21 protein-coding genes are annotated in these 19,756 nt (G+C 38.5%); 5 read left to right on the top strand and 16 right to left on the bottom strand.

All coding sequences use genetic code 11. The features are described from left to right. Positions 1 to 88 precede the first annotated feature (88 nt). The 4 genes from Xentx_RS08310 (at position 89) to Xentx_RS08325 (ending at position 5,466) form a co-directional block, all read left to right on the top strand. Positions 89 to 2,032 carry a hypothetical protein gene (locus tag Xentx_RS08310; protein ID WP_074019785.1) on the top strand — a complete coding sequence of 648 codons (1,944 nt, stop codon included), beginning with the start codon at positions 89 to 91 and terminating at the stop codon, positions 2,030 to 2,032. A 238-nt stretch (positions 2,033 to 2,270) separates the two neighbouring features. After that, on the top strand, positions 2,271 to 3,884 hold the full coding sequence (locus Xentx_RS08315; protein WP_074019786.1) for a hypothetical protein: 1,614 nt from the start codon (positions 2,271 to 2,273) through the stop codon (positions 3,882 to 3,884). Positions 3,885 to 3,958: 74 nt separating this feature from the next. Continuing rightward, on the top strand, positions 3,959 to 4,354 hold the full coding sequence (locus tag Xentx_RS08320; protein WP_074019787.1) for a hypothetical protein: 396 nt from the start codon (positions 3,959 to 3,961) through the stop codon (positions 4,352 to 4,354). Next, the gene (locus Xentx_RS08325) at positions 4,318 to 5,466 is read left to right on the top strand and encodes a hypothetical protein (protein WP_074019788.1); all 1,149 of its coding nucleotides are present in this window, start codon (positions 4,318 to 4,320) and stop codon (positions 5,464 to 5,466) included. Before Xentx_RS08320 ends, Xentx_RS08325 begins: the two co-directional genes overlap by 37 nt. A gap of 123 nt (positions 5,467 to 5,589) precedes the next feature. On the opposite strand, the gene tadA is transcribed toward Xentx_RS08325, so the two are convergent. From tadA to Xentx_RS08345, 4 genes are all read right to left on the bottom strand, one after another. Beyond that, positions 5,590 to 6,117 carry a tRNA adenosine(34) deaminase TadA gene (tadA, locus tag Xentx_RS08330; protein ID WP_074019789.1) on the bottom strand — a complete coding sequence of 176 codons (528 nt, stop codon included), beginning with the start codon at positions 6,115 to 6,117 and terminating at the stop codon, positions 5,590 to 5,592. A gap of 48 nt (positions 6,118 to 6,165) precedes the next feature. Further along, a complete protein-coding gene (locus Xentx_RS08335) occupies positions 6,166 to 6,819 on the bottom strand; it encodes an HD domain-containing protein (RefSeq protein ID WP_074019790.1) in 654 nt (217 codons plus the stop codon). A 146-nt stretch (positions 6,820 to 6,965) separates the two neighbouring features. After that, positions 6,966 to 7,787 (bottom strand): DNA-3-methyladenine glycosylase family protein, encoded by an 822-nt coding sequence (locus tag Xentx_RS08340; protein WP_244149837.1) that lies wholly within the window; start codon positions 7,785 to 7,787, stop codon positions 6,966 to 6,968. Positions 7,788 to 7,958: 171 nt separating this feature from the next. Continuing rightward, on the bottom strand, positions 7,959 to 8,606 hold the full coding sequence (locus Xentx_RS08345; protein ID WP_074019792.1) for a hypothetical protein: 648 nt from the start codon (positions 8,604 to 8,606) through the stop codon (positions 7,959 to 7,961). A 384-nt stretch (positions 8,607 to 8,990) separates the two neighbouring features. Between Xentx_RS08345 and Xentx_RS08350 the strand changes: the two genes are divergently transcribed. Beyond that, on the top strand, positions 8,991 to 9,251 hold the full coding sequence (locus Xentx_RS08350; protein ID WP_074019793.1) for a YfhL family 4Fe-4S dicluster ferredoxin: 261 nt from the start codon (positions 8,991 to 8,993) through the stop codon (positions 9,249 to 9,251). A 2-nt stretch (positions 9,252 to 9,253) separates the two neighbouring features. Here Xentx_RS08350 and acpS read toward each other — a convergent pair whose 3' ends face one another. The 12 genes from acpS to trmN form a co-directional block, all read right to left on the bottom strand. Then, the gene (gene acpS / locus Xentx_RS08355) at positions 9,254 to 9,634 is read right to left on the bottom strand and encodes a holo-ACP synthase (protein WP_074019794.1); all 381 of its coding nucleotides are present in this window, start codon (positions 9,632 to 9,634) and stop codon (positions 9,254 to 9,256) included. Continuing rightward, positions 9,634 to 10,365 carry a pyridoxine 5'-phosphate synthase gene (gene pdxJ, locus Xentx_RS08360; RefSeq protein ID WP_074019795.1) on the bottom strand — a complete coding sequence of 244 codons (732 nt, stop codon included), beginning with the start codon at positions 10,363 to 10,365 and terminating at the stop codon, positions 9,634 to 9,636. The genes acpS and pdxJ overlap by 1 nt, the downstream gene beginning before the upstream one ends. 68 nt (positions 10,366 to 10,433) lie before the next feature. Beyond that, a complete protein-coding gene (gene recO / locus Xentx_RS08365) occupies positions 10,434 to 11,171 on the bottom strand; it encodes a DNA repair protein RecO (RefSeq protein WP_074019796.1) in 738 nt (245 codons plus the stop codon). A 9-nt stretch (positions 11,172 to 11,180) separates the two neighbouring features. Further along, positions 11,181 to 12,086, bottom strand: a complete 906-nt coding sequence (era, locus tag Xentx_RS08370) for a GTPase Era (protein WP_074019797.1) — start codon at positions 12,084 to 12,086, stop codon at positions 11,181 to 11,183. Next, positions 12,083 to 12,763 carry a ribonuclease III gene (gene rnc / locus Xentx_RS08375; RefSeq protein ID WP_074019798.1) on the bottom strand — a complete coding sequence of 227 codons (681 nt, stop codon included), beginning with the start codon at positions 12,761 to 12,763 and terminating at the stop codon, positions 12,083 to 12,085. Before rnc ends, era begins: the two co-directional genes overlap by 4 nt. Positions 12,764 to 12,987: 224 nt before the next feature. Then, positions 12,988 to 13,959, bottom strand: a complete 972-nt coding sequence (gene lepB, locus Xentx_RS08380; protein ID WP_074019799.1) for a signal peptidase I — start codon at positions 13,957 to 13,959, stop codon at positions 12,988 to 12,990. A gap of 22 nt (positions 13,960 to 13,981) precedes the next feature. Then, a complete protein-coding gene (gene lepA / locus Xentx_RS08385; RefSeq protein WP_074019800.1) occupies positions 13,982 to 15,778 on the bottom strand; it encodes a translation elongation factor 4 in 1,797 nt (598 codons plus the stop codon). Between the two features lie 229 nt (positions 15,779 to 16,007). Beyond that, the gene (gene rseC, locus Xentx_RS08390) at positions 16,008 to 16,472 is read right to left on the bottom strand and encodes a SoxR-reducing system protein RseC (protein WP_074019801.1); all 465 of its coding nucleotides are present in this window, start codon (positions 16,470 to 16,472) and stop codon (positions 16,008 to 16,010) included. Continuing rightward, positions 16,472 to 17,431 (bottom strand): sigma-E factor regulatory protein RseB, encoded by a 960-nt coding sequence (rseB, locus tag Xentx_RS08395; RefSeq protein WP_074019802.1) that lies wholly within the window; start codon positions 17,429 to 17,431, stop codon positions 16,472 to 16,474. The genes rseC and rseB overlap by 1 nt, the downstream gene beginning before the upstream one ends. Next, complete coding sequence (gene rseA, locus Xentx_RS08400; protein WP_074019803.1) at positions 17,431 to 18,081, bottom strand: anti-sigma-E factor RseA; 651 nt, start codon at positions 18,079 to 18,081, stop codon at positions 17,431 to 17,433. Before rseA ends, rseB begins: the two co-directional genes overlap by 1 nt. A 44-nt stretch (positions 18,082 to 18,125) precedes the next feature. Next, positions 18,126 to 18,701: an RNA polymerase sigma factor RpoE gene (gene rpoE / locus Xentx_RS08405; protein WP_074019804.1), complete on the bottom strand. Its 576-nt coding sequence runs from the start codon at positions 18,699 to 18,701 to the stop codon at positions 18,126 to 18,128. A gap of 279 nt (positions 18,702 to 18,980) precedes the next feature. Then, complete coding sequence (gene trmN / locus Xentx_RS08410) at positions 18,981 to 19,748, bottom strand: tRNA(1)(Val) (adenine(37)-N(6))-methyltransferase TrmN (RefSeq protein WP_074019805.1); 768 nt, start codon at positions 19,746 to 19,748, stop codon at positions 18,981 to 18,983. Between the last annotated feature and the right edge of the window lie 8 nt (positions 19,749 to 19,756).

Consider the following 19,756-nt stretch of genomic DNA (forward strand, 5'->3'; position numbering starts at 1 on the left):
TTTTTAATAACCATTTCCATAGTAAATTTTTTAAACGGAATGAAATTAATATAATCTATTAATCGTAATAATAATACGAGGTGATAAAATGAAGGCTAATACTCATATGGACATTTCGCTTAAACCGGCTGATGATTTATTTATAGGTCAGCAAAGGGAATTTACAGTAACATTAATATCAGATACAGGTATTGATACTGATAAGTCTATAACAGTAAAAAAAGTCAGTAAAAATATAAAATTTGATCAAGATATTAGTAATCCTATTAAACTTATTTATGGGGATAAAAGTCTCACTGCAACTGCCGATTTGAGTTTTACGGTACTTAAGACGGTAGGAAGCAATCCAGTACATGATGGTGATGAGATTAGATTTGAAATAGATACAGATGCAAAATCGAGTGGAGCTATATTTAATAGCGTGAATTTCAAAAGCAAAGCTAAGGCAGTAAATAATAATAAAATGGAGATTTCAATTAACCAGAAAGCAGATTTAGTGATAGGCCAGAGTGTGAGTTTTACAGTAACATTAAGTTCAGATCAACTTATTTTACCAGACAAACATGTTACTATAAAAAATATCAGTAAAAATATAAAATTTGATCAGGATATTAATAATCCTATTTCACTTATTTACACAGACGGTTATAAAAAAGCATCAGCCCAATTAAATTTTACTGTGGAAGATCCAAGTGGCGGAACAGTACAAGATGGTTCTGAGATTAAGTTTGAAGTTCATACTGACGCAGCGACTATTGAAGGTGATTTCAACTTTATAGGATTTATAGGCAAGGCGAATGAAATTGATTTAAATTCATTAGCACTTTTTGTTGAAAACCCTATCCTACAGATGCAATTAGATGGAAGTCAAAAAAAATACACACCAGTACATGCAACGTTAAAAAATAAAAACACACAAAAATCATTAAAATATACTCCTGTATTTATCACGTCACAACAGCATAATAAAATGGAAGAATTTACCTTTAAGGATGCTGAAAATAATAATATTATTGTCATTGAAAAAGCAGGGCCAAATAAAGGAATTATTATCACTTCAAATGAAAATGGAGTAATAAAATTTAATCTCCATCTTAAAACTTCACTCGTAAGTGTACTTAATTTATCTACTGTTATTTTAAGTAATATAATTAATATTTCGGTCGCAGCTAAGAAAGCAATTTATGCTATTAATTATAAAGCACCGGGTTATCTTAATTCTATAGGTATGCCAAGTATTGAGGGTAATACCCCAGAAGGATTAACAGCACATACTACAGACCCTAATTTCCTAACATCAATAAGTAGCTATGATGGAGTAGAAAATGGTGATGTCGTTTTATTTTTTGTTAACGGAAATTATAGTGGGCAGTTTATAACTATCATAGATCAAAAGAAACAGTTAGATAATTATAGTATAGCACTTCCTTATGCCATTTTTAAACAAGGTGAAACATCTGAATTTTCTTATACCGCAGTCAAATTGAATGGCGATGCATTTTATTCTGAACCAATACCAGTAACTTATTTAGGTGGTATTCCTTACGAAGCTAACCAGAATGTTAGTAGAAATTATGAACATTGTTTAGTTCATACCAGTATTGGTGTTGGCCCTGATAATATTATCCCAACTCATAATGGTGTTGCTTATGCCAGCATTATGCAATATCCCGGCCATAAACATAATGGATTATTTATTGAAATTGTTCGTTCTAATACTCAGAATCCTGCCTTAACAGTAAATCCAGTTCCATTAAGTGTAACGGATTTTACTTTAAATATGTATATAGATTCACCGAATAGAAATGTAATGTTAACTTACTACACACCAATTACATTGGATAATATTGGTAGTGATGGTAACAAAGATTCTATTTTCTTCCAGATTCCTTATAAGGATTTGGCTGGTGTAGAATATGGGGGGCTTAGTTTTGATTATCAATTTTACCTAGATGAAAAATTACAGTATGGTGTAGTTTGGAATGGATCTATTGATACCTATGCTGCTCCAGAAGGCGTAAAAAATCACTGATAGTTCAAACTATATAATAATATACTTATTTTAATTCTTATACTTTATAAATTATATATTCCGCATCTGCATGTAAATTTTAATTTATTTTAAATGTAAAGAAAAATTATAAATAAGGTGCGGAATGCTAGATTAATATTTACTGTATTAATAACTCTAGAAAAAATGAAATAACACGTTTATTTGCATTACTAATGTTTGTCTGTATTTAATATAAATTAAAACATGAGGTGGTAGAATGATAAATAACAGAATGGAAATTTCAATTAATACCAAAGCTGATTTAGTGATATACCAAAGCGTGAGCTTTACAGTAACATTAAGTTCAGATCAACCTATTTTAATGGAAAAAACGGTTACCATAAAAAATACAAGTAAAAATATAAGATTAGATCAAAAAAATCCTATCCCCCTTATTTATACAGACGGTAATAAAAAAGCATCTGCCCAATTAAGTTTTACTGTAGAAGATCCAAGTGGTGCGTCTATACAAGATGGTTCTAATATTATATTTGAGATTCATACTGATGCAACGACTAGTGAAGGTGATTTCAATATTGTAAAATTTGCGGGTAAGGCGAATGAAATTGATTTAAATTCATTGGCACTTTTTGTTGAACAACCTTTCTTACAAATGCCGCTAGATGGCGAAAAACCGAAATATACGTCAATATATACGATTTTGAAAAATAAAAACACCCAAAAAGTATTGGTAGGAACACCAATATTTATTACATCACAACAGCATAATAAAATGGACGAGTTTAGTTTTAAAGATGAAACTAACACAGTTCCTCTCTTTCTTGAAAAAGTAGGCCATACTGAAGGATTAACTATCACATCGAATAAGAACGGGTTAGTGAAATTTTATCTGTACCCTAAAACAACACTAGTAAGTGTAGTTAGTTTATGGAGTTATATTTTAAGTGATGTAGTTAATATTAGAAGTGAAGCTAATAAATTGATTTATATAATTAACTATAGTGAACCAACTTTTTTAAACTCTATAGGTACACCCGATATTTTGGGTTATAGCCCTAGCGGTATATATGCAAATTCAGGACTATCATATTTCATGATATCTATAAGTAGTTATGATCAAGCCTCACCAGGTGACATGATTTTATTTTTCGTTAAAGATTTGGATACTAAAACTACTAATTTTACTGGTTACTCTGCGGTTATTGAAGATCCAAAGAGTCAATTAGATAAATATAGTATAACATTGCCATATTCAATTTTTAAACAACAAGCTAAACCATATGAATTCTCTTATATTGTAGTTAAAAAAGGAGGTGATGCTTTATACTCTGAAACACTACCAGTCACTTATTTAGGTGGTGTTCCTTATGAGCCTGAGGCGAGCGTTAATAGAAACTATAAACCCTGTATTGTCCATACCAGCCTTGGTGTTGGTCCTGATAATATTATACCATCGGGTTATGGTAACTATGTTAACATCGACGCGATAATAAAATATCCTGGATATACACATAATGGATTATTTGTTGAGATTGTACGTTCTAATACTCATGATCCTAATGAAGAAATAATACCTGTTCCATCAAATATAACAGATATTACCTTGAATATGTATATAAACTCACAAAATAAAAATTTTATAAAATCTTACACTCAGCAAGTAACCTTACATGAAATAGGTAGTAATGGTAATGCAAATTCTATTTTCTTCCATATTCCTTATACGCAAATAGTTAACATAAGAGGGGTGGGTGATATCACTTTTGACTATCAATTTTATCAAGAAGAAGAGATTAAGTATGGTGTAAGTTGGAGTGCGAACATTGAAACCATTCCAGACCCAGGTAGTATAGATAATACAGATGAATAATTAATTGATATAAAAATGAGCGCTGCCGATAACAGCGCTCTGCATTTTATAATACAGCATAAGGAAATATAAACATGTCTAACACAATGGTTCTTTCATTGCCGGATAATAACGGTAATTTGATAATAGGGCAAAGTTTTTTATTTACCGTGACATTGTTATCTGATAACAACATCGATGATAATTCCACTATTACATTTTATAATAATAAAAACATTACTGTACCGTCTGATGCCATTACTTTAATTTTGAATAATGACAAAAAAAAGGCTTTGGCAACAGTCACTCTCACTGTATCTAATACTATATCGGAAAATGAAGAAATTTATTTTAGTGTAAAAACATCGTTAAGTGGCATTCAACCAAAAACACTAAAATACACAGCAAGAACAATTGATTCAAGCTCATTGGAATTAAAGATTGACGATATTTTTTGCCAATACCAATATCATTTGATGATTCAAAAATAGGATCTGTATCAACAAAAGTTAACACAGTTATAAGAGATAAAAATGGAGAGGTATTATCAGGCGTACCAATATTTATAAAGAACAATGACATTAATGAGTTAGAGGAAAGGTATATTTACACTGATAATAAAAGCACAAAAATAGATATTCAGGAATTTGGTAAATATTCTGGTATTTTTGTAAACTCAGATGAAAAAGGAAAAGTGGAATTTAATATTGTACCTAAAAAATCATTGTCATTAATCATTCAATTACATTCTATTATACCAAATTCACCTGATTTTATTTTTTCTCAAAATCCTATTTTTATCGTTGTTGATAATGTTAAAAATTATCAACAACCTCTGGAAATAATTACTGCTATTGATGGTAATTTAAAATCCGAAGGAGAAAGTAAATTCTGGGTAGATATGTCACCATGCAATGATTATGAAATTGGTGATTTTGTGTTGTTTTTTGTTAACAAAAAATACAAATATTATACTAGGATCATTGATGATGGTGAACATCGTAATCCATGTTTAATGAAATTACCTTATTTTATTTTTCAGAAAAATGAATTATCACGGTTATCTTATCTTGTGATTAAACCAAGTGGAACTATATTGGCTGAATCCAGCCCTGTAGATATCACTTATAGAGGAAGACCAAATAAACCGTGGAAAGACATTGATAGAATATATGAATCCTGTAAGGTTTATTCTAGCTTCGATGTACTTATAGAACAAGATGGCGGTATAAATGATCAAAAAATATCTAACCATACAAATAACCCAGGTGATGCGGGTTTATTTGTCACAATAACAGGAACCAATGATAATAGTGATAACACTAAAGTAAAACTTGGTTCAGAAATTATTCTGACTTTATATATTAACTCTAGAAACAAAACAATAACTTATCCTTTTAAAAATACAATGCCATATCAGCCAGATAATGAAGATGGAAAAACAGCCGTATTGAAATTTAATATACCTTATGACCTATTGAATAATAATTTGGCATTTCCTGAACATGATGGAGAGATCTTCTTTGATTATCAGGTTGGTGATGATAATGATAGAGATGTGACATATGGTGGTATTTGGTCAGGTCATATTGTTACATTTTAAAATAAAAAATATGGAAACGATATTTTTTGAAAAGAATTCAATAAAATTAATTATTGAATTCTTTATTTATATGAGTCGCGACTTTATCTGTCAGTCGAAGTCAGAGATCTCACATATAACTGACTATGGCATTTCCTGTTGCTGAGCTTTCAATTTTTTTAATGCCTTATGCTGCTCCCTACGCTGTTTAAAAAAAGAACTTAGCATAGTGGAGCACTCTTTCGCCAACACACCACCGGTAATTTCAATTTGGTGATTCATGCCTGGATGACGCAAGATATCAATCAATGATCCCGCTGCTCCCGTTTTCATATCGCTGGCACCATAAACTAACCGTTGTATCCGGCTGTGTACCATCGCACCTGCGCACATGACACAAGGCTCTAAAGTGACATACAGTGTCGTATTCAACAGACGATAATTCTGCAATTGTTTTCCGCCCCGCCGCAAAGCAATAATTTCTGCATGGGCGGTGGGATCATGGTCAGTGATTGGATGGTTAAACCCCTCAGCAATCACCTTATTATCTGCTACCAATACAGCACCAACAGGAATTTCTCCCTTTGCTTGCGCTTGCATTGCTAAATCTATTGCCCGACGCATCCAATATTCATCACTAAAATTTTCGGTTACTGTATATAATTCTGTCACTGCCCATTCTCTTACTTATAAAAATTTCGCCTATTATACCTAATCTCCTCAATCCGCTACTTCAACCTGAATCTCATCAAGAAAATCATCAAGGAACATTTTCATTCGCTCTGTCCTTTCATTCGCCATTTTTCTACCTGATACAGTCTGAAATCCTGATTCAATTTTAAACAGCTTAGTAAAGAAATGATCGATAGTATAAGCCTTATCATTATATTCGCGCTGCTTTGCCAGTGGATCATGCAAGTCATACAATGAAGAACCCATACGGCCAGCGGTGTAAAAACAACGTCCAACACCAATCATGCCAATAGAATCCAGCCGATCCGCATCTTGCACGATTTTTGCTTCCAAAGTTCTGGGAGATAGACCTGCTGAAAAACTATGTGCTTCAATGGCATGGCAGACAGCATTAATCTCCTTCTCGTTCCATGCCAAATCTTTTAGTATCAATGCTGCTTTTTCTGCTGCCATGCGTGAGGCAAGATGTCGGTTTGGCGCATTTTTTTCAACACTCACACAATCATGCAATAGCACAGCGACAAACACTAATCGCAAGTTACCAGATTCCGCTTCACAAATTTGTTTGGCATTTCGCCATACCCGATGAAGGTGAGCAATATCATGCGCACCATCATCACCTTCTATTGCCATAGGTAAAAGCTGTTGCGCCAAATCTTCAAACGGTGAAAAAGATAACATAACCAAAATCTCCCCTATTTCCCCAAACCAATCCGGTGGTTATACTCAAATCACCGAATCATGATGAACTCCAACTTGTCATCCATGTTCTTTCCAGTCTTCTTGCTGCTTGATGAAAAGCATCTGACAAGGAAGTTAGAATGGTATTAATATCCACTACTGGATTGCTGTTGCCATAAATGCGCTCCTACCAACGCTTTCCAGGGAGAAAAATCTGCCAGCCATTTTTCTGCCTGTTCTGCACTCACTTTTTCTTTCTGGTTGAGCAAATATTGGAGATTACGCCTGACAGCAACATCGCCATGCAGTGAACCATCCAGGTAACTGAATCCTCGTAGCAAGGTATAATTAACTGTCCACATGCCAATGCCCTTGATAGCTAGCAAGCTATCTGTCAGCCGTTTCACCCCATTTTCTCCCTCTGGAATATTTAGCTCCAATACCCCAGAGTCAATAAGTTGACAAACATTCAATAAGGCATTGGCTTTACCCACAGAAAAACCACATTGACGGAGCTCATGCTGTGAACATTGCATCACTTGCTTATAATTCGGATAACACAGTAACCCAGAAGAGTGCTGAAGCCCCACTGCCTGAATAAAACGTCGTCTAATGGAAATTGCAGCACTTAAGCTAATTTGTTGCCCGATGATCGCCCAAGTAAGCGCTTCAAAAGGTGTCGCAGATTGATAAATGCGTAAGCCCGTTTGCCTGCTAACCAATTCTCCAATAACAGGATGATCTTGATAGATAGATTCGAATACATCAACAGGTTGTTTCAAACCAAGCATATGGAAAGCTAGCGTCGATAACGCTTCATGTTGTGGAGAGAAATCTTTATTACCATCGATATCAAGCTGTATTTTCGCTCTATTCTTTTCCATTGTGATTGTCAAAAGGGCCAGATTTTCATACCAAATAATCCCTTTTTTAATCTGGTTATGCTGCACGAGCTCAGAAACGCCCATTTCATCCCTCTGATGAAAGGCAAAAAAATCTCTCGTGTGATAATTACCAGGTAATATAATTTCCGTTAAACAGCTTGCTTTCATTTGAGTAGCTCCAGAAGATACACAGAATTAAACTCACTGTCTAACAGACTTCAAGTTTAGATACAATGTCAAATCAACAAACCTAGTCTACAAATTAACATCATCGATTTTATATTTCATTAACTCTTCATTTAACTTTCGGATTTGATATTTTGATGGGCTTAACATTAATAAATAGATACCAATTCCCATAAGTAATATCATACTTAAAACAACCAAAAAGAAATCTGAAGCACTCCCGAGAGTATTACTCAAGGTATCTACTTTAAATAAAAATACAACCAATACAACAAATGCCAACGTGAAAAAATAAGTTGAAAATATTTTTTCAAAACAATAAGAAAAATAATAAGAAGTCCCAATATTGACTTGAACTATACCAGAATTTAAAACAGTACATGTTTTCAATTTTTTAAGGAGAGCTATATAGTCCGGCTCTAACCCATCTTTTTTCAACTTGATAAATATATTTCTAAATTTATCAGATTTTATTTTTGTAACATCAAACATTATCTCAGAGGCAATTTCATATTTAATATAATCTTTACTCAGCTCATCTAAATAAATATTGTACTCATTGAGATATTTTATATACTTTATTGCCCTTCTCTCTCTAAAAACACTCACATCTGCATAAAGCTTCTTTAATACAGACAAAATAATACCAATAAAAGTCCCGATAGTTCCCAAGACCTTCACCATATCATTACCGTGCTTTACGATGTATTCAAGCATGTTTTTACTCTAAAGAATTTAAAACATACTTAAGTATATACCATGATAAATGTACCGGACTGCTTTCTAAGGTGCGAGTAAAAATTCTCCAGTTGTATTATGGGAAATGGCACTGGAAATGCCCTTGTTGACTAAGAGCAATTTATTGCCTTGATTCTAATCAACGGATAAAGGCACACTTTATAGCCGTGAGAATATCAGATGTGTTAACATCCACCCCAGATAATTTTTCTTTGTACAATGCATTTTGTTGTAAATATTTATTTTTAAGATACATTTTTTGTAAAATATATTGTATGAAATAACAAGAGATGATCTAGAGCAACAAATCAGGAAGAAGATTAAGCCTGAAATTAAAAGGCTTAATTTATGTAAGAGGTTGAAATGGCACTACTAATTACCAAACGCTGCATTAATTGTGATATGTGTGAACCCGAATGCCCTAATCAGGCCATCACAATGGGTGCAGAGATCTACGAAATTGAGCCTGAACGCTGTACTGAGTGTATCGGGCATTATGAAAAGCCAACTTGCCAATCTGTCTGCCCGATCACGAACACTATTATCCTTGACCCTAACCATCAGGAAACCGAAGAGCAGCTATGGGATAAGTTTGTAATCCTACATCATGCTGATAAGATCTGAATTTAATTTTCCAATATCACCGTCGCACAGGCATAACGCCGTTCATCTGCCAGTGTGACATGCATAGATTTTACTTTCAGTTTGTTAGCCAACACTTCGGCCTCTCCATGAAGTTTCAACGTTGGTTTTCCCAGTGGATCATTAATCACTTCAAATTGATTAAAGGCTAACCCATTACGGATACCGGTTCCAAAAGCTTTAGCGGCTGCTTCCTTGACAGCGAACCGTTTTGCAAGGAAGCGGACAGGCTGGTTATGCTGTTGATATTGCAGCCATTCTCCATCACTCAGAACGCGCCTTGCCAGACGTTCGCCTGAACGCCCGACAATTTCTTCAATGCGGGATATTTCAACAATATCTGTGCCTAATCCAAGAATGGCCATTAACGGCGTGCTTCCCGCAATAAAGTTTTCATATCCGCAACAGCCGCAGGTAAACCACTGAATACAGCACGGCCAATAATGGCATGCCCTATATTCAATTCATAAATTTCAGGTAAGGCTGCAATACGTTGCACATTGTGATAGGTCAAGCCGTGGCCTGCATTAACTTTAAGCCCTTTAGCGGCTGCATAGGTTGCGGCTTCTTTGATACGCTGAAATTCTTTTTCCTGCTGTATCTCATCCCCTGCATCTGCATACGCACCAGTATGAATCTCAATAAATGGTGCTCCAACTTCGACAGCAGCATCAATTTGTTGGTGATCCGCATCAATGAATAAAGACACCAAAATCCCTGCTTCTGATAAAGTCTTAACAGCCGCAGCAATGTGCTCTTTTTGCCCAAACACATCCAATCCACCTTCGGTTGTGACCTCCTGACGTTTTTCAGGTACTAAGCAACAGAAAACAGGTTTGATTTGGCAAGCAATCCCCACCATCTCATTTGTTACTGCCATTTCAAGGTTCATACGGGTTTGGATTGTTTTTTTTAATAATTGAACATCTCTGTCAGTAATATGGCGGCGATCTTCACGTAGGTGAACTGTTATACCATCTGCACCCGCTTGCTCTGCAACAAATGCAGCCTGAACGGGATCGGGATATTGTGTCCCACGGGCATTACGTAAGGTTGCAATGTGATCAATGTTGATACCTAACAATACCTCAGCCATTTTTAGCTCCTGCAATAACATAAGATTCAATAAAGTCTACACTCTTCATCACAAAAAAGTGGCTTACTTTAGTTTTCATTTTTCTTGTTGGGATTATCAGTTTTTTTACGTATAAACTGGCGAAACAGCTCACGACTTTTTAACGGTTTTCCCCCCAGATAAGGTTTCAAAGCAATGCGAGTAAAACGCTTCGCCGCTTTCAAGGTCACCTGATCGGGAAAGTCGCTACTTGCCAATGCCTTGAGTTCATAACCGGTAAAACTGTAATGATCCGTAACCAAACTGGCGATAAACCCTTTTTCTTCACGATAACGGTAACTCATTGTATCGGATACAGGTTCACCACTTCCTGCACAGTGAAGATAATCTACACCGTATCCTATATTAGTTAGTAGCGCTAATTCAAAACGACGTAATGCACATTCCGGTGTGTATTTACTCGCTGCAAGAGCTTGTAAACATTGGAGGTAATCGAAAAAAAGCGCGGGATATGCCGTTCCTTGCTCAAGGACTCTGGATAAGAGCTCATTCACATACAAACCGCTGTAGAGCACACTTCCCGTTAAGGGAAGAGCTAATGAGATAGGCTCTGCGTCTCTTAATGTCTTGATTTCACCCCGCCCACTCCAACGAATAAGCAACGGAGTGAAAGGTTGCAAGCAACCTTTTAGATTGGAGCGACGGCTGCGTACCCCTTTTGCTAAGACACGTACCCGCCCTTCATGTTCAGTAAAAAAATCCAGCAATAAACTGGTTTCACTGTAAGGGCGCCCATGAAGCACAAAGGCTCTATGCCAGCCGTCCACAAATCAACCTTATAAGTCGTCAACGTAACCGAGGCTACGCAGCGCCCGTTCATCATCAGCCCAACCGGATTTCACTTTTACCCACAATTCCAGGTGGACTTTCATATCAAACAGCTTTTCCATATCTTGACGGGCTTCTATGCCAATCTTCTTGATTTTACTGCCTTTATTACCAATCACCATTTTCTTCTGGCCATCACGCTCTACCAAAATCAAACCGTGGATTGTATAGCCTCCACGCTCATTGGTAACAAATTGCTCAATTTCCACTGTCACGGAATAGGGGAGTTCATCACCCAAGAAACGCATCAGTTTTTCACGAATGATTTCTGACGCCATAAAACGTTGTGAGCGATCAGTAATGTAATCTTCAGGAAAGTGATGTTCCGCCTGTGGTATATGATCACGCACTATTTTGGCGATGGTATCAACATTCATGCCTTTTTCGGCGCTAATCGGCACAACATCGATAAAGTTCATCTGTTGGCTAAGAAAACCGATATGGGGCAGAAGAATGGTTTTATCCGTCACATTGTCCACTTTATTGATAGCCAGTAAGACAGGACAGCGTAAATGGCGCAATTTATTCACCACCATGTCATCATCAGGTGTCCAGTGCGTACCTTCCACAACAAAAATAACCAGTTCAACATCACCAATGGAGCTGCTCGCCGCACGGTTCATTAAACGGTTGATCGCACGTTTTTCTTCAATATGAAGGCCTGGTGTATCAACATAGATGGTTTGGTAAGCCCCTTCCGTATGAATCCCCATGATGCGATGCCGCGTCGTTTGAGGTTTACGGGAAGTAATGGATACTTTTTGACCCAATAACTGATTCAATAACGTCGATTTACCAACATTGGGCCGACCGACTATTGCAACGAACCCGCAATAGTTTTTTTCTTCGCTCATTCAAGCTCCAGTTGTTTTAATGCTTGTTCCGCAGCCGCCTGCTCTGCCTTGCGGCGACTGGAACCGATTCCTCTGACAGGTTGTTCAAATCCACTGACCTGACAGTGAATTGTAAATTCCTGATCGTGTGCTTCTCCACGAACCTGAACAACCAGATATGTAGGCAACGGCAAATGACGCCCTTGCAAATATTCTTGTAAACGTGTTTTAGGATCTTTTTGCTTATCGCCCGGACTAATTTCATTCAAACGGGTTTCATACCAATTCAGGATAATGTTTTCGACTGTCTGAATATCGCTATCAAGAAAAATAGCGCCAATTAAGGCTTCAATGCTATCCGCTAAAATGGATTCGCGACGATGTCCTCCACTCTTTAACTCACCCGGCCCTAAACGCAGGCATTCACCTAACTCAAATTCTCTGGCCAGCTCCGCCAAAGTATTACCACGCACCAATGTTGCTCGCATGCGGCTCATGTCCCCTTCATCAACACGGGGAAAACGATGGTAAAGGGCATTAGCAATGACAAAACTCAGGATTGAGTCACCAAGAAATTCCAAACGTTCATTATGCTTACTGCTGGCACTGCGGTGAGTCAACGCTTGAAGCAACAAATCGTGCTGTTTAAAGCTATATCCTAGCTTATGTTGTAACCGGTTCGTTATTATGGGGTTCATGTGCTACCAATTCAGTTAGAATTCATCAAATAAAAGCACACGCAACAGACCTGTGAGGCAATACAAGCAATAATACAATCCGCAATTTACCTTGCTGTATGCCTTACAAAACTGTTGCGTTTGCACTGGCTCCCAAAGTATTCATATGCCAGGGAGCCAGTCATCTCGTTTGAAAGAATATTCTACACTGAGAGATAAATTAATGCTGCGCTAATATATAAATATTAGTGAATTCCACCAATTCGGCTGAAACGCACGCCAGTAGGCCATTCACCTTCCTGTTTTTCAAAGCTCATCCAAATGGCAGTTGCACGGCCTACCAGATTTTTCTCCGGTACAAATCCCCATGAACGACTATCATCACTATTGTCACGGTTATCACCCATGGCAAAATATTGCCCCTCAGGAACAACCCAAGTACCCGTTGGCAAGCCTTCTTGAGAGAAACCAGGGAAGCGTCGTATGACAGGAATAGTCAAAATATGGTGTGACACATCACCTAAGATTTCGACTCTTTCGTCCTGGCGAAGAGCATACGGTCCTACTGGCTCATCAACAGGAACTTGATAAACACCACTTATACGAACGCCTTCTGGTGTCACATCTTCTTTTATTGTCCATTCACTTGGGAACACACTCCGATAAGTAACCGGTAAATCACCCTTACATTCCGTATTCCAGCCACAACCAGGGTAAACCTGAAGCTCTTTGTTGACGTAATCGTAAACAATCTTATCCCCAGGCAAGCCAATAATTCGTTTTACAAAATCTATGCTTGGGTTCTTCGGATATTTGAAAACCGCAATATCCCCACGCTTAGGCTCGCCAGTTTTAATTAAGGTTGTTTGCGTAATTGGATCTTTTAAACCATAAGCAAATTTTTCAACCAGAATGAAATCCCCGATCAACAATGTTGGCATCATTGAACCCGAAGGGATCTGAAAAGGTTCATAAACAAAAGAGCGCAGAACCAAGACAATGGCTAACACTGGAAAGACAGATGCAAGTGTTTCAACCCATGAGGGTTTGTTAAGTCCTTTAGCCAAAGCTTCCTGAGCTTCTGCGCCTGCCGCCTGTTCCTGAATCTGGGCAAGTTTTTTCTTACGTTCAGGTGCGAACTTAAATCGCTCTATGCACCAGAGAATACCGGTGATTAACGTTGCTAATGTTAATATCAAGGCAAAAGTGTTAGCCATTTAAACTCCTTACGACCTTGTGTTAATTATCTTTGCCAACATGCAGAATTGCTAAGAAGGCTTCTTGCGGCAGTTCAACATTACCGACCTGCTTCATACGTTTTTTACCTTCTTTCTGTTTCTGCAATAGCTTTTTCTTACGGCTGACGTCACCACCATAACATTTCGCCAATACGTTCTTACGTAATTGCTTAACGGTAGAACGCGCAATAATGTGAGTGCCGATGGCAGCCTGAATTGCAATGTCAAATTGCTGGCGTGGGATCAGCTCCTTCATTTTTTCCACCAGCTCACGTCCACGGTACTGAGAATTGTCACGGTGAGTAATCAACGCCAAGGCATCAACACGCTCAGCGTTAATCAAGACATCCACACGAACCATGTCTGAATCCTGGAAGCGGATAAAATTATAATCCAGCGAAGCGTAACCACGAGATGTTGATTTCAAGCGGTCAAAGAAATCCAGAACAACTTCAGCCATTGGAATTTCATAAGTCAGCGCAACCTGATTACCGTGATAAACCATATTTGTTTGCACACCGCGTTTTTCTACGCAGAGTGTAATGACGTTACCAAGGTACTCTTTCGGCAATAACATGTGACATTCTGCAATCGGCTCACGCAGTTCCTTAATGTTGTTTAATGGCGGCAACTTGGATGGACTATCAACATAGATAATATCACCAGTGGTTGTCTCAACTTCATAAACAACTGTTGGAGCTGTTGTGATCAAATCAAGATCATATTCACGTTCCAAGCGTTCCTGAATGATTTCCATATGCAGTAAGCCAAGGAAACCACAGCGAAAACCGAAGCCTAACGCAGTCGAACTTTCTGGTTCATAGAATAATGAAGCGTCATTTAAACTCAGTTTACCCAACGCATCACGGAATGCTTCATAATCATCAGAGCTTACTGGGAACAAACCGGCATAAACTTGCGGTTTAACCTTTTTAAAACCAGGCAATGCTTTTTCCGCAGGCTGACGGGCTGTTGTCAGTGTATCCCCAACTGGGGCCCCCAGAATATCTTTGATGGCACAGACCAACCAGCCCACTTCACCACAATTCAACACATCACGATCAATACGTTTTGGGGTAAAGATACCCAGACGGTCAGCGTTGTATATTTGTCCAGTACTCATTACCTTAATTTTGTCACCTTTACGCAATGTACCGTTTTTAATTCGGACAAGTGAAACAACACCAAGGTAATTATCAAACCATGAGTCAATAATCAGAGCCTGCAATGGAGCATTAGGATCGCCTTCTGGTGGAGGTATTTCTTTCACCAGACGTTCAATAACATCCTGTACGCCCACCCCCGTTTTTGCAGAACAACGAACCGCATTTGTTGCATCAATACCCACAATGTCTTCGATTTCTTCAGCAACACGCTCTGGTTCAGCAGCAGGGAGATCAATTTTGTTCAAAACAGGCACTACTTCCAGATCCATTTCAATAGCGGTATAGCAGTTAGCCAATGTTTGGGCTTCAACCCCTTGGCCTGCATCAACAACCAGCAAGGCACCTTCACAAGCAGCCAGTGAACGGGAAACTTCATAAGAGAAGTCAACATGCCCTGGCGTATCGATAAAGTTTAATTGGTAGACTTGCCCGTCATTTGCTTTGTAATCCAGGGTTACACTTTGTGCTTTGATCGTGATCCCACGTTCACGCTCAAGATCCATTGAATCCAGTACTTGTGCTGCCATTTCGCGATCAGACAAACCACCACAGATTTGAATAATCCGGTCAGAGAGCGTGGATTTACCATGGTCAATGTGGGCGATAATGGAGAAATTTCTTATTTGCTTCATTATTAAATCTTTTTTGCCTTAATATTTCTGAATCATTCGCCTATGGACACATTGATGGACATAAAGCGACAGTTTATTGGTTCGGCCACTGGCCTGAGGAGCTGTATTCTACATGCCAAGTCCGTGAAAACCAAACCCGTGAAAATTTCGCCATGTCTGTCGTTTTCAATATGACTCAGTCGTTTTCAGTAATGATAAATTAAAATTGAAACTCGTAGGGTAAAACAGATTATTCTTGCTGTAGAACCTTAATCGAATCAGGAGGTAAACCAATTTGTAACACAACAGGCTGGTACGCTTGCAAATTATCCCAATACGCAGCAATCTTGCGAGCAATGAAGAAACCGGCGATTCCACCACCAATCCCTCCTAAACAGATCCATAATTGGTCAATCGTCCAAAACTGGAAAAATACTGCCCCCAAAAACAATCCCAGCAATGGCGTCAAATAAACTAGCATAGCTGAACGTAGCAGGCTGCTTTCAGGAATACCTACTTCAACCTTCTGACCCGGCTGGAGTGGTTGAGAAATTTCCAGTTCCAACTGATGGATGCTTTCTGGCCCTATCTTTTCCAGTAAATAAGAACCACAAGCTGTTTTGGCCTGACAGCTACCGCAGCCTGAAGATGAGCCATAACGTAATAGTGCCCGGCCTTTGTGCCAACGGACAACCGTTGCCCACTCTTTAACCATCAATTTTCTCCTGTAAACGTTACGCTTGCTGCAATTCGTTCCGCTGTTGCGAAAGGCAACTCACCAATGACTGTTATGCTGTTTTTGCCTCTGGCCAAAGTATAAACTGTTCTTCTGCCTTGTCGAAATGGTTGCTCATCAACAATTTTTTTATCTGAGTTAACAACATTTACAGAAAAACTAAATAATCCATCACCATACATGATGGATTCTAACCATTCTGTCTCTGATAGCTTCTGGCTGTTACGTGAAATTTCTTTGAAACCGTCAGGCATTTTTCCAGCCAGCCAATTAAATTTCAACTTATCAGCAGGAGGAATGAGTAACATAGGAGGTAATTTCAAATCAGTAATCACATTCAGTTCCGTTTTAATATAGTCATTCACAGTTGATGACACGACACGGAATTGCTCAATAACTGTTTTATTATCCTTATCCAATAAGTCTATCAACAGAGGAAGGTGATTTTTCTCATCAATCAGAAGGTTATAGTTATAGAGGGATTTATCTTTCGATATGATGCGTACAAAATTCACAGGGTGATCGCCAATATTCGTGCTGCCTGCATCAATAAAGCGATAAAATTTTTGCAATTGGGCAAAATCGGCAAAGATGATTGGTGGAAGATAATCGACGATATGAGAACCACGGATACTAAATGAGTCTAACCCAGGTTCGTAATAGCTGATTTGGTCACCGCGCTGAATAATTTCTCTACGTGAGCCATCCATTTGTATAATTTGGGCAATAACCTGTCCATTAATAATGGCATGACGGTAACGCAAGGGAACGAGAAATTGCTGCTCTAAAATGATAAAGCCAAGCTCATAATCTAACGTTTGAACTGCCTTACTCATATCCTGTAACAAAGCCTCAGCATTGCTTTGTTGTGCTGAGGCCTTTAGAGGATTTATAAGGCTACTCGCCAATAAAAAAACGACAACCCAAGTACGTTTCATCACTGTTGTTGAGACTGTTGTGGCGTTTGCTCTTCAGGAACTTGATTGGCCTGAGTGACACCATAATTATTCTTTTCAGAGTAAATGCGACGAGCAAGTTCATATTGCTGCAACATCGCATCAATTCGTTTATTGCTTTCTCGCACTTGCATATTCAGATCACCACCGAAAGTTTCTTCTTCGGCTGGAGTTACTAAGCCAACTGTTGAGGCTGTACCCATCACCGGCAATGTGTTAAAGGCCGGCGCCTCAAGTTGGTTATCAGTTTCAACACCGCTATCACTATTATACTGCTGGACACTGATAATCACAGTCAGCGATACACAGGCTGCAACACCAATTTGTACAATTTGACTCTTCCATGCGCGGATTTTATGCCAAAAGGGCATGTTAGCCCATGTTTCAGGCTTTGGCTGAGATTCCAGAACAGATGCTGGATTAATATGAATGGGTTCTTTTTCAAGCGCCAACGCTACTTGACTCGCAATATCCAAATTCAATACATCCCCCACATCCCCACGCAGCACATCACGCACAAGGTGATAGCGTTCCCACTGTTTCTGCATGACCGCATCTTCAGAAACCAAATGAACTACTTCACTATCAAGAGTTTCTCCATCCATTAATGCGGAAAGTTTTTCTCTTTGCATGCCAAAGTACCCTTCAATATTGTTTTGTCCCACTGTTTTCCACTTTATTGTTGGATCAGTGGTTGAACTTTATTATCAATTGCTTCCCTTGCCCGAAAAATTCGTGAACGCACAGTGCCTACAGGACATTCCATGATGTCGGCTATCTCTTCATAGCTCAACCCATCCAACTCCCTCAACGTAATCGCTACTCTCAAATCTTCTGGAAGCGATTCAATGGTGCGGAAAACCACTTCCTTTAATTCTTCAGACAACATTAAATTCTCAGGGTTCGAAATTTCTTTTAATGAACTTGACGTATCATAATTTTCTGCATCGTTGGCATCCAGATCATTGGATGGTGGACGACGCCCCTGAGCAACTAAATAATTTTTCGCGGTATTAACGGCAATACGGTACAACCATGTATAAAATGCACTATCACCCCGGAAAGAAGAAAGTGCCCGATAAGTCTTAATGAAAACCTCCTGAGCAACATCGGGAACGTCGCCTTGAGGTACGTAACGAGCAATCAGGCTCGCTACTTTGTGCTGGTATCTTATCACCAGCAAATTAAACGCTTTTTGGTCGCCCTTCTGGACACGTTCAATCAGCATTTGATCCGTTAACTGCTCGCTCATCCGAGGTTCACTCTCCTGAGGTAAAACTCCACATTTATACTTAAATTAAACCAATATGATGTTCTGATTTCCCGAACAAGCATGACTTTGAGTATCAGTTCACTGTGAAGTTCAACTTTAGTTGTAATTTTAATTACAACCACCTGTTATTTTCGTATTGCACTTTTCTAAATCATAGCCGCTATTTTACAGGGCACGCTATTTTAATCTGAGAAAAAGAAAACCTTTGAGTTATTATACCGAAAAATCTAATCCACCATCTCAATAGTGCTAACATCCTCAATAATAAAAATAAAAATCTGTTACTAACTGACGAAAGTCGTCTGAATATGTACCATCTGAAGAACGAATCGTTAGTTCACTCACCTGGGTGCCCTGTTTTTGTTGTGACAATCCCAGTAATAGCCGATGCAACGGCTTATCTTGCCTGTCTCGAATATTGACTCGGAAATGGGTAAACCATCCCAAATCTGATGCCATTCTTTCAAATTGCCCACCAATTTCATAAGGCAGTACCAAGCAAAATAACCCTGTTGGCGTAATCAATGCCCGTACACACGCCAATAACCCCTGATGCGTCAATGATTCCGTGTAGCGAGCCTGATTGCGAGCTTCATTTCGACATGCAATAGCAGGTTCAAAATAAGGAGGATTGCTAACTATCAAATCGTATTGAGAGTTAATTTTCCGCAACTCATTTTGTTGCACATGTTGTCGCACGAAATCATGAATATCCTGCTGATATACCCTAATACGGGAAGGCCACGGTGATTGCTGTACATTATCCACTGCCTGCATTGCCGCAAGACCATCCAACTCCACCGCATCAATAATGGTATCTTCGTTTGTACGTTGGGCTATCATCAACGCAATCAAACCACTGCCACATCCAATATCCAGACATCTTTTCCTGTTATATACTGGCGCCCAGGTTCCCAACAACACACCATCCGTTCCGACTTTCATCGCACATTTATCATGCCCAACAAAAAACTGTTTAAATGTAAAACCACCGCGGCGAAAAACGGGTTTCTGTATCGATGCCATGACCTATA

The sequence above is a fragment of the Xenorhabdus thuongxuanensis genome (genome assembly GCF_001908095.1).
Classification (GTDB): domain Bacteria; phylum Pseudomonadota; class Gammaproteobacteria; order Enterobacterales; family Enterobacteriaceae; genus Xenorhabdus; species Xenorhabdus thuongxuanensis.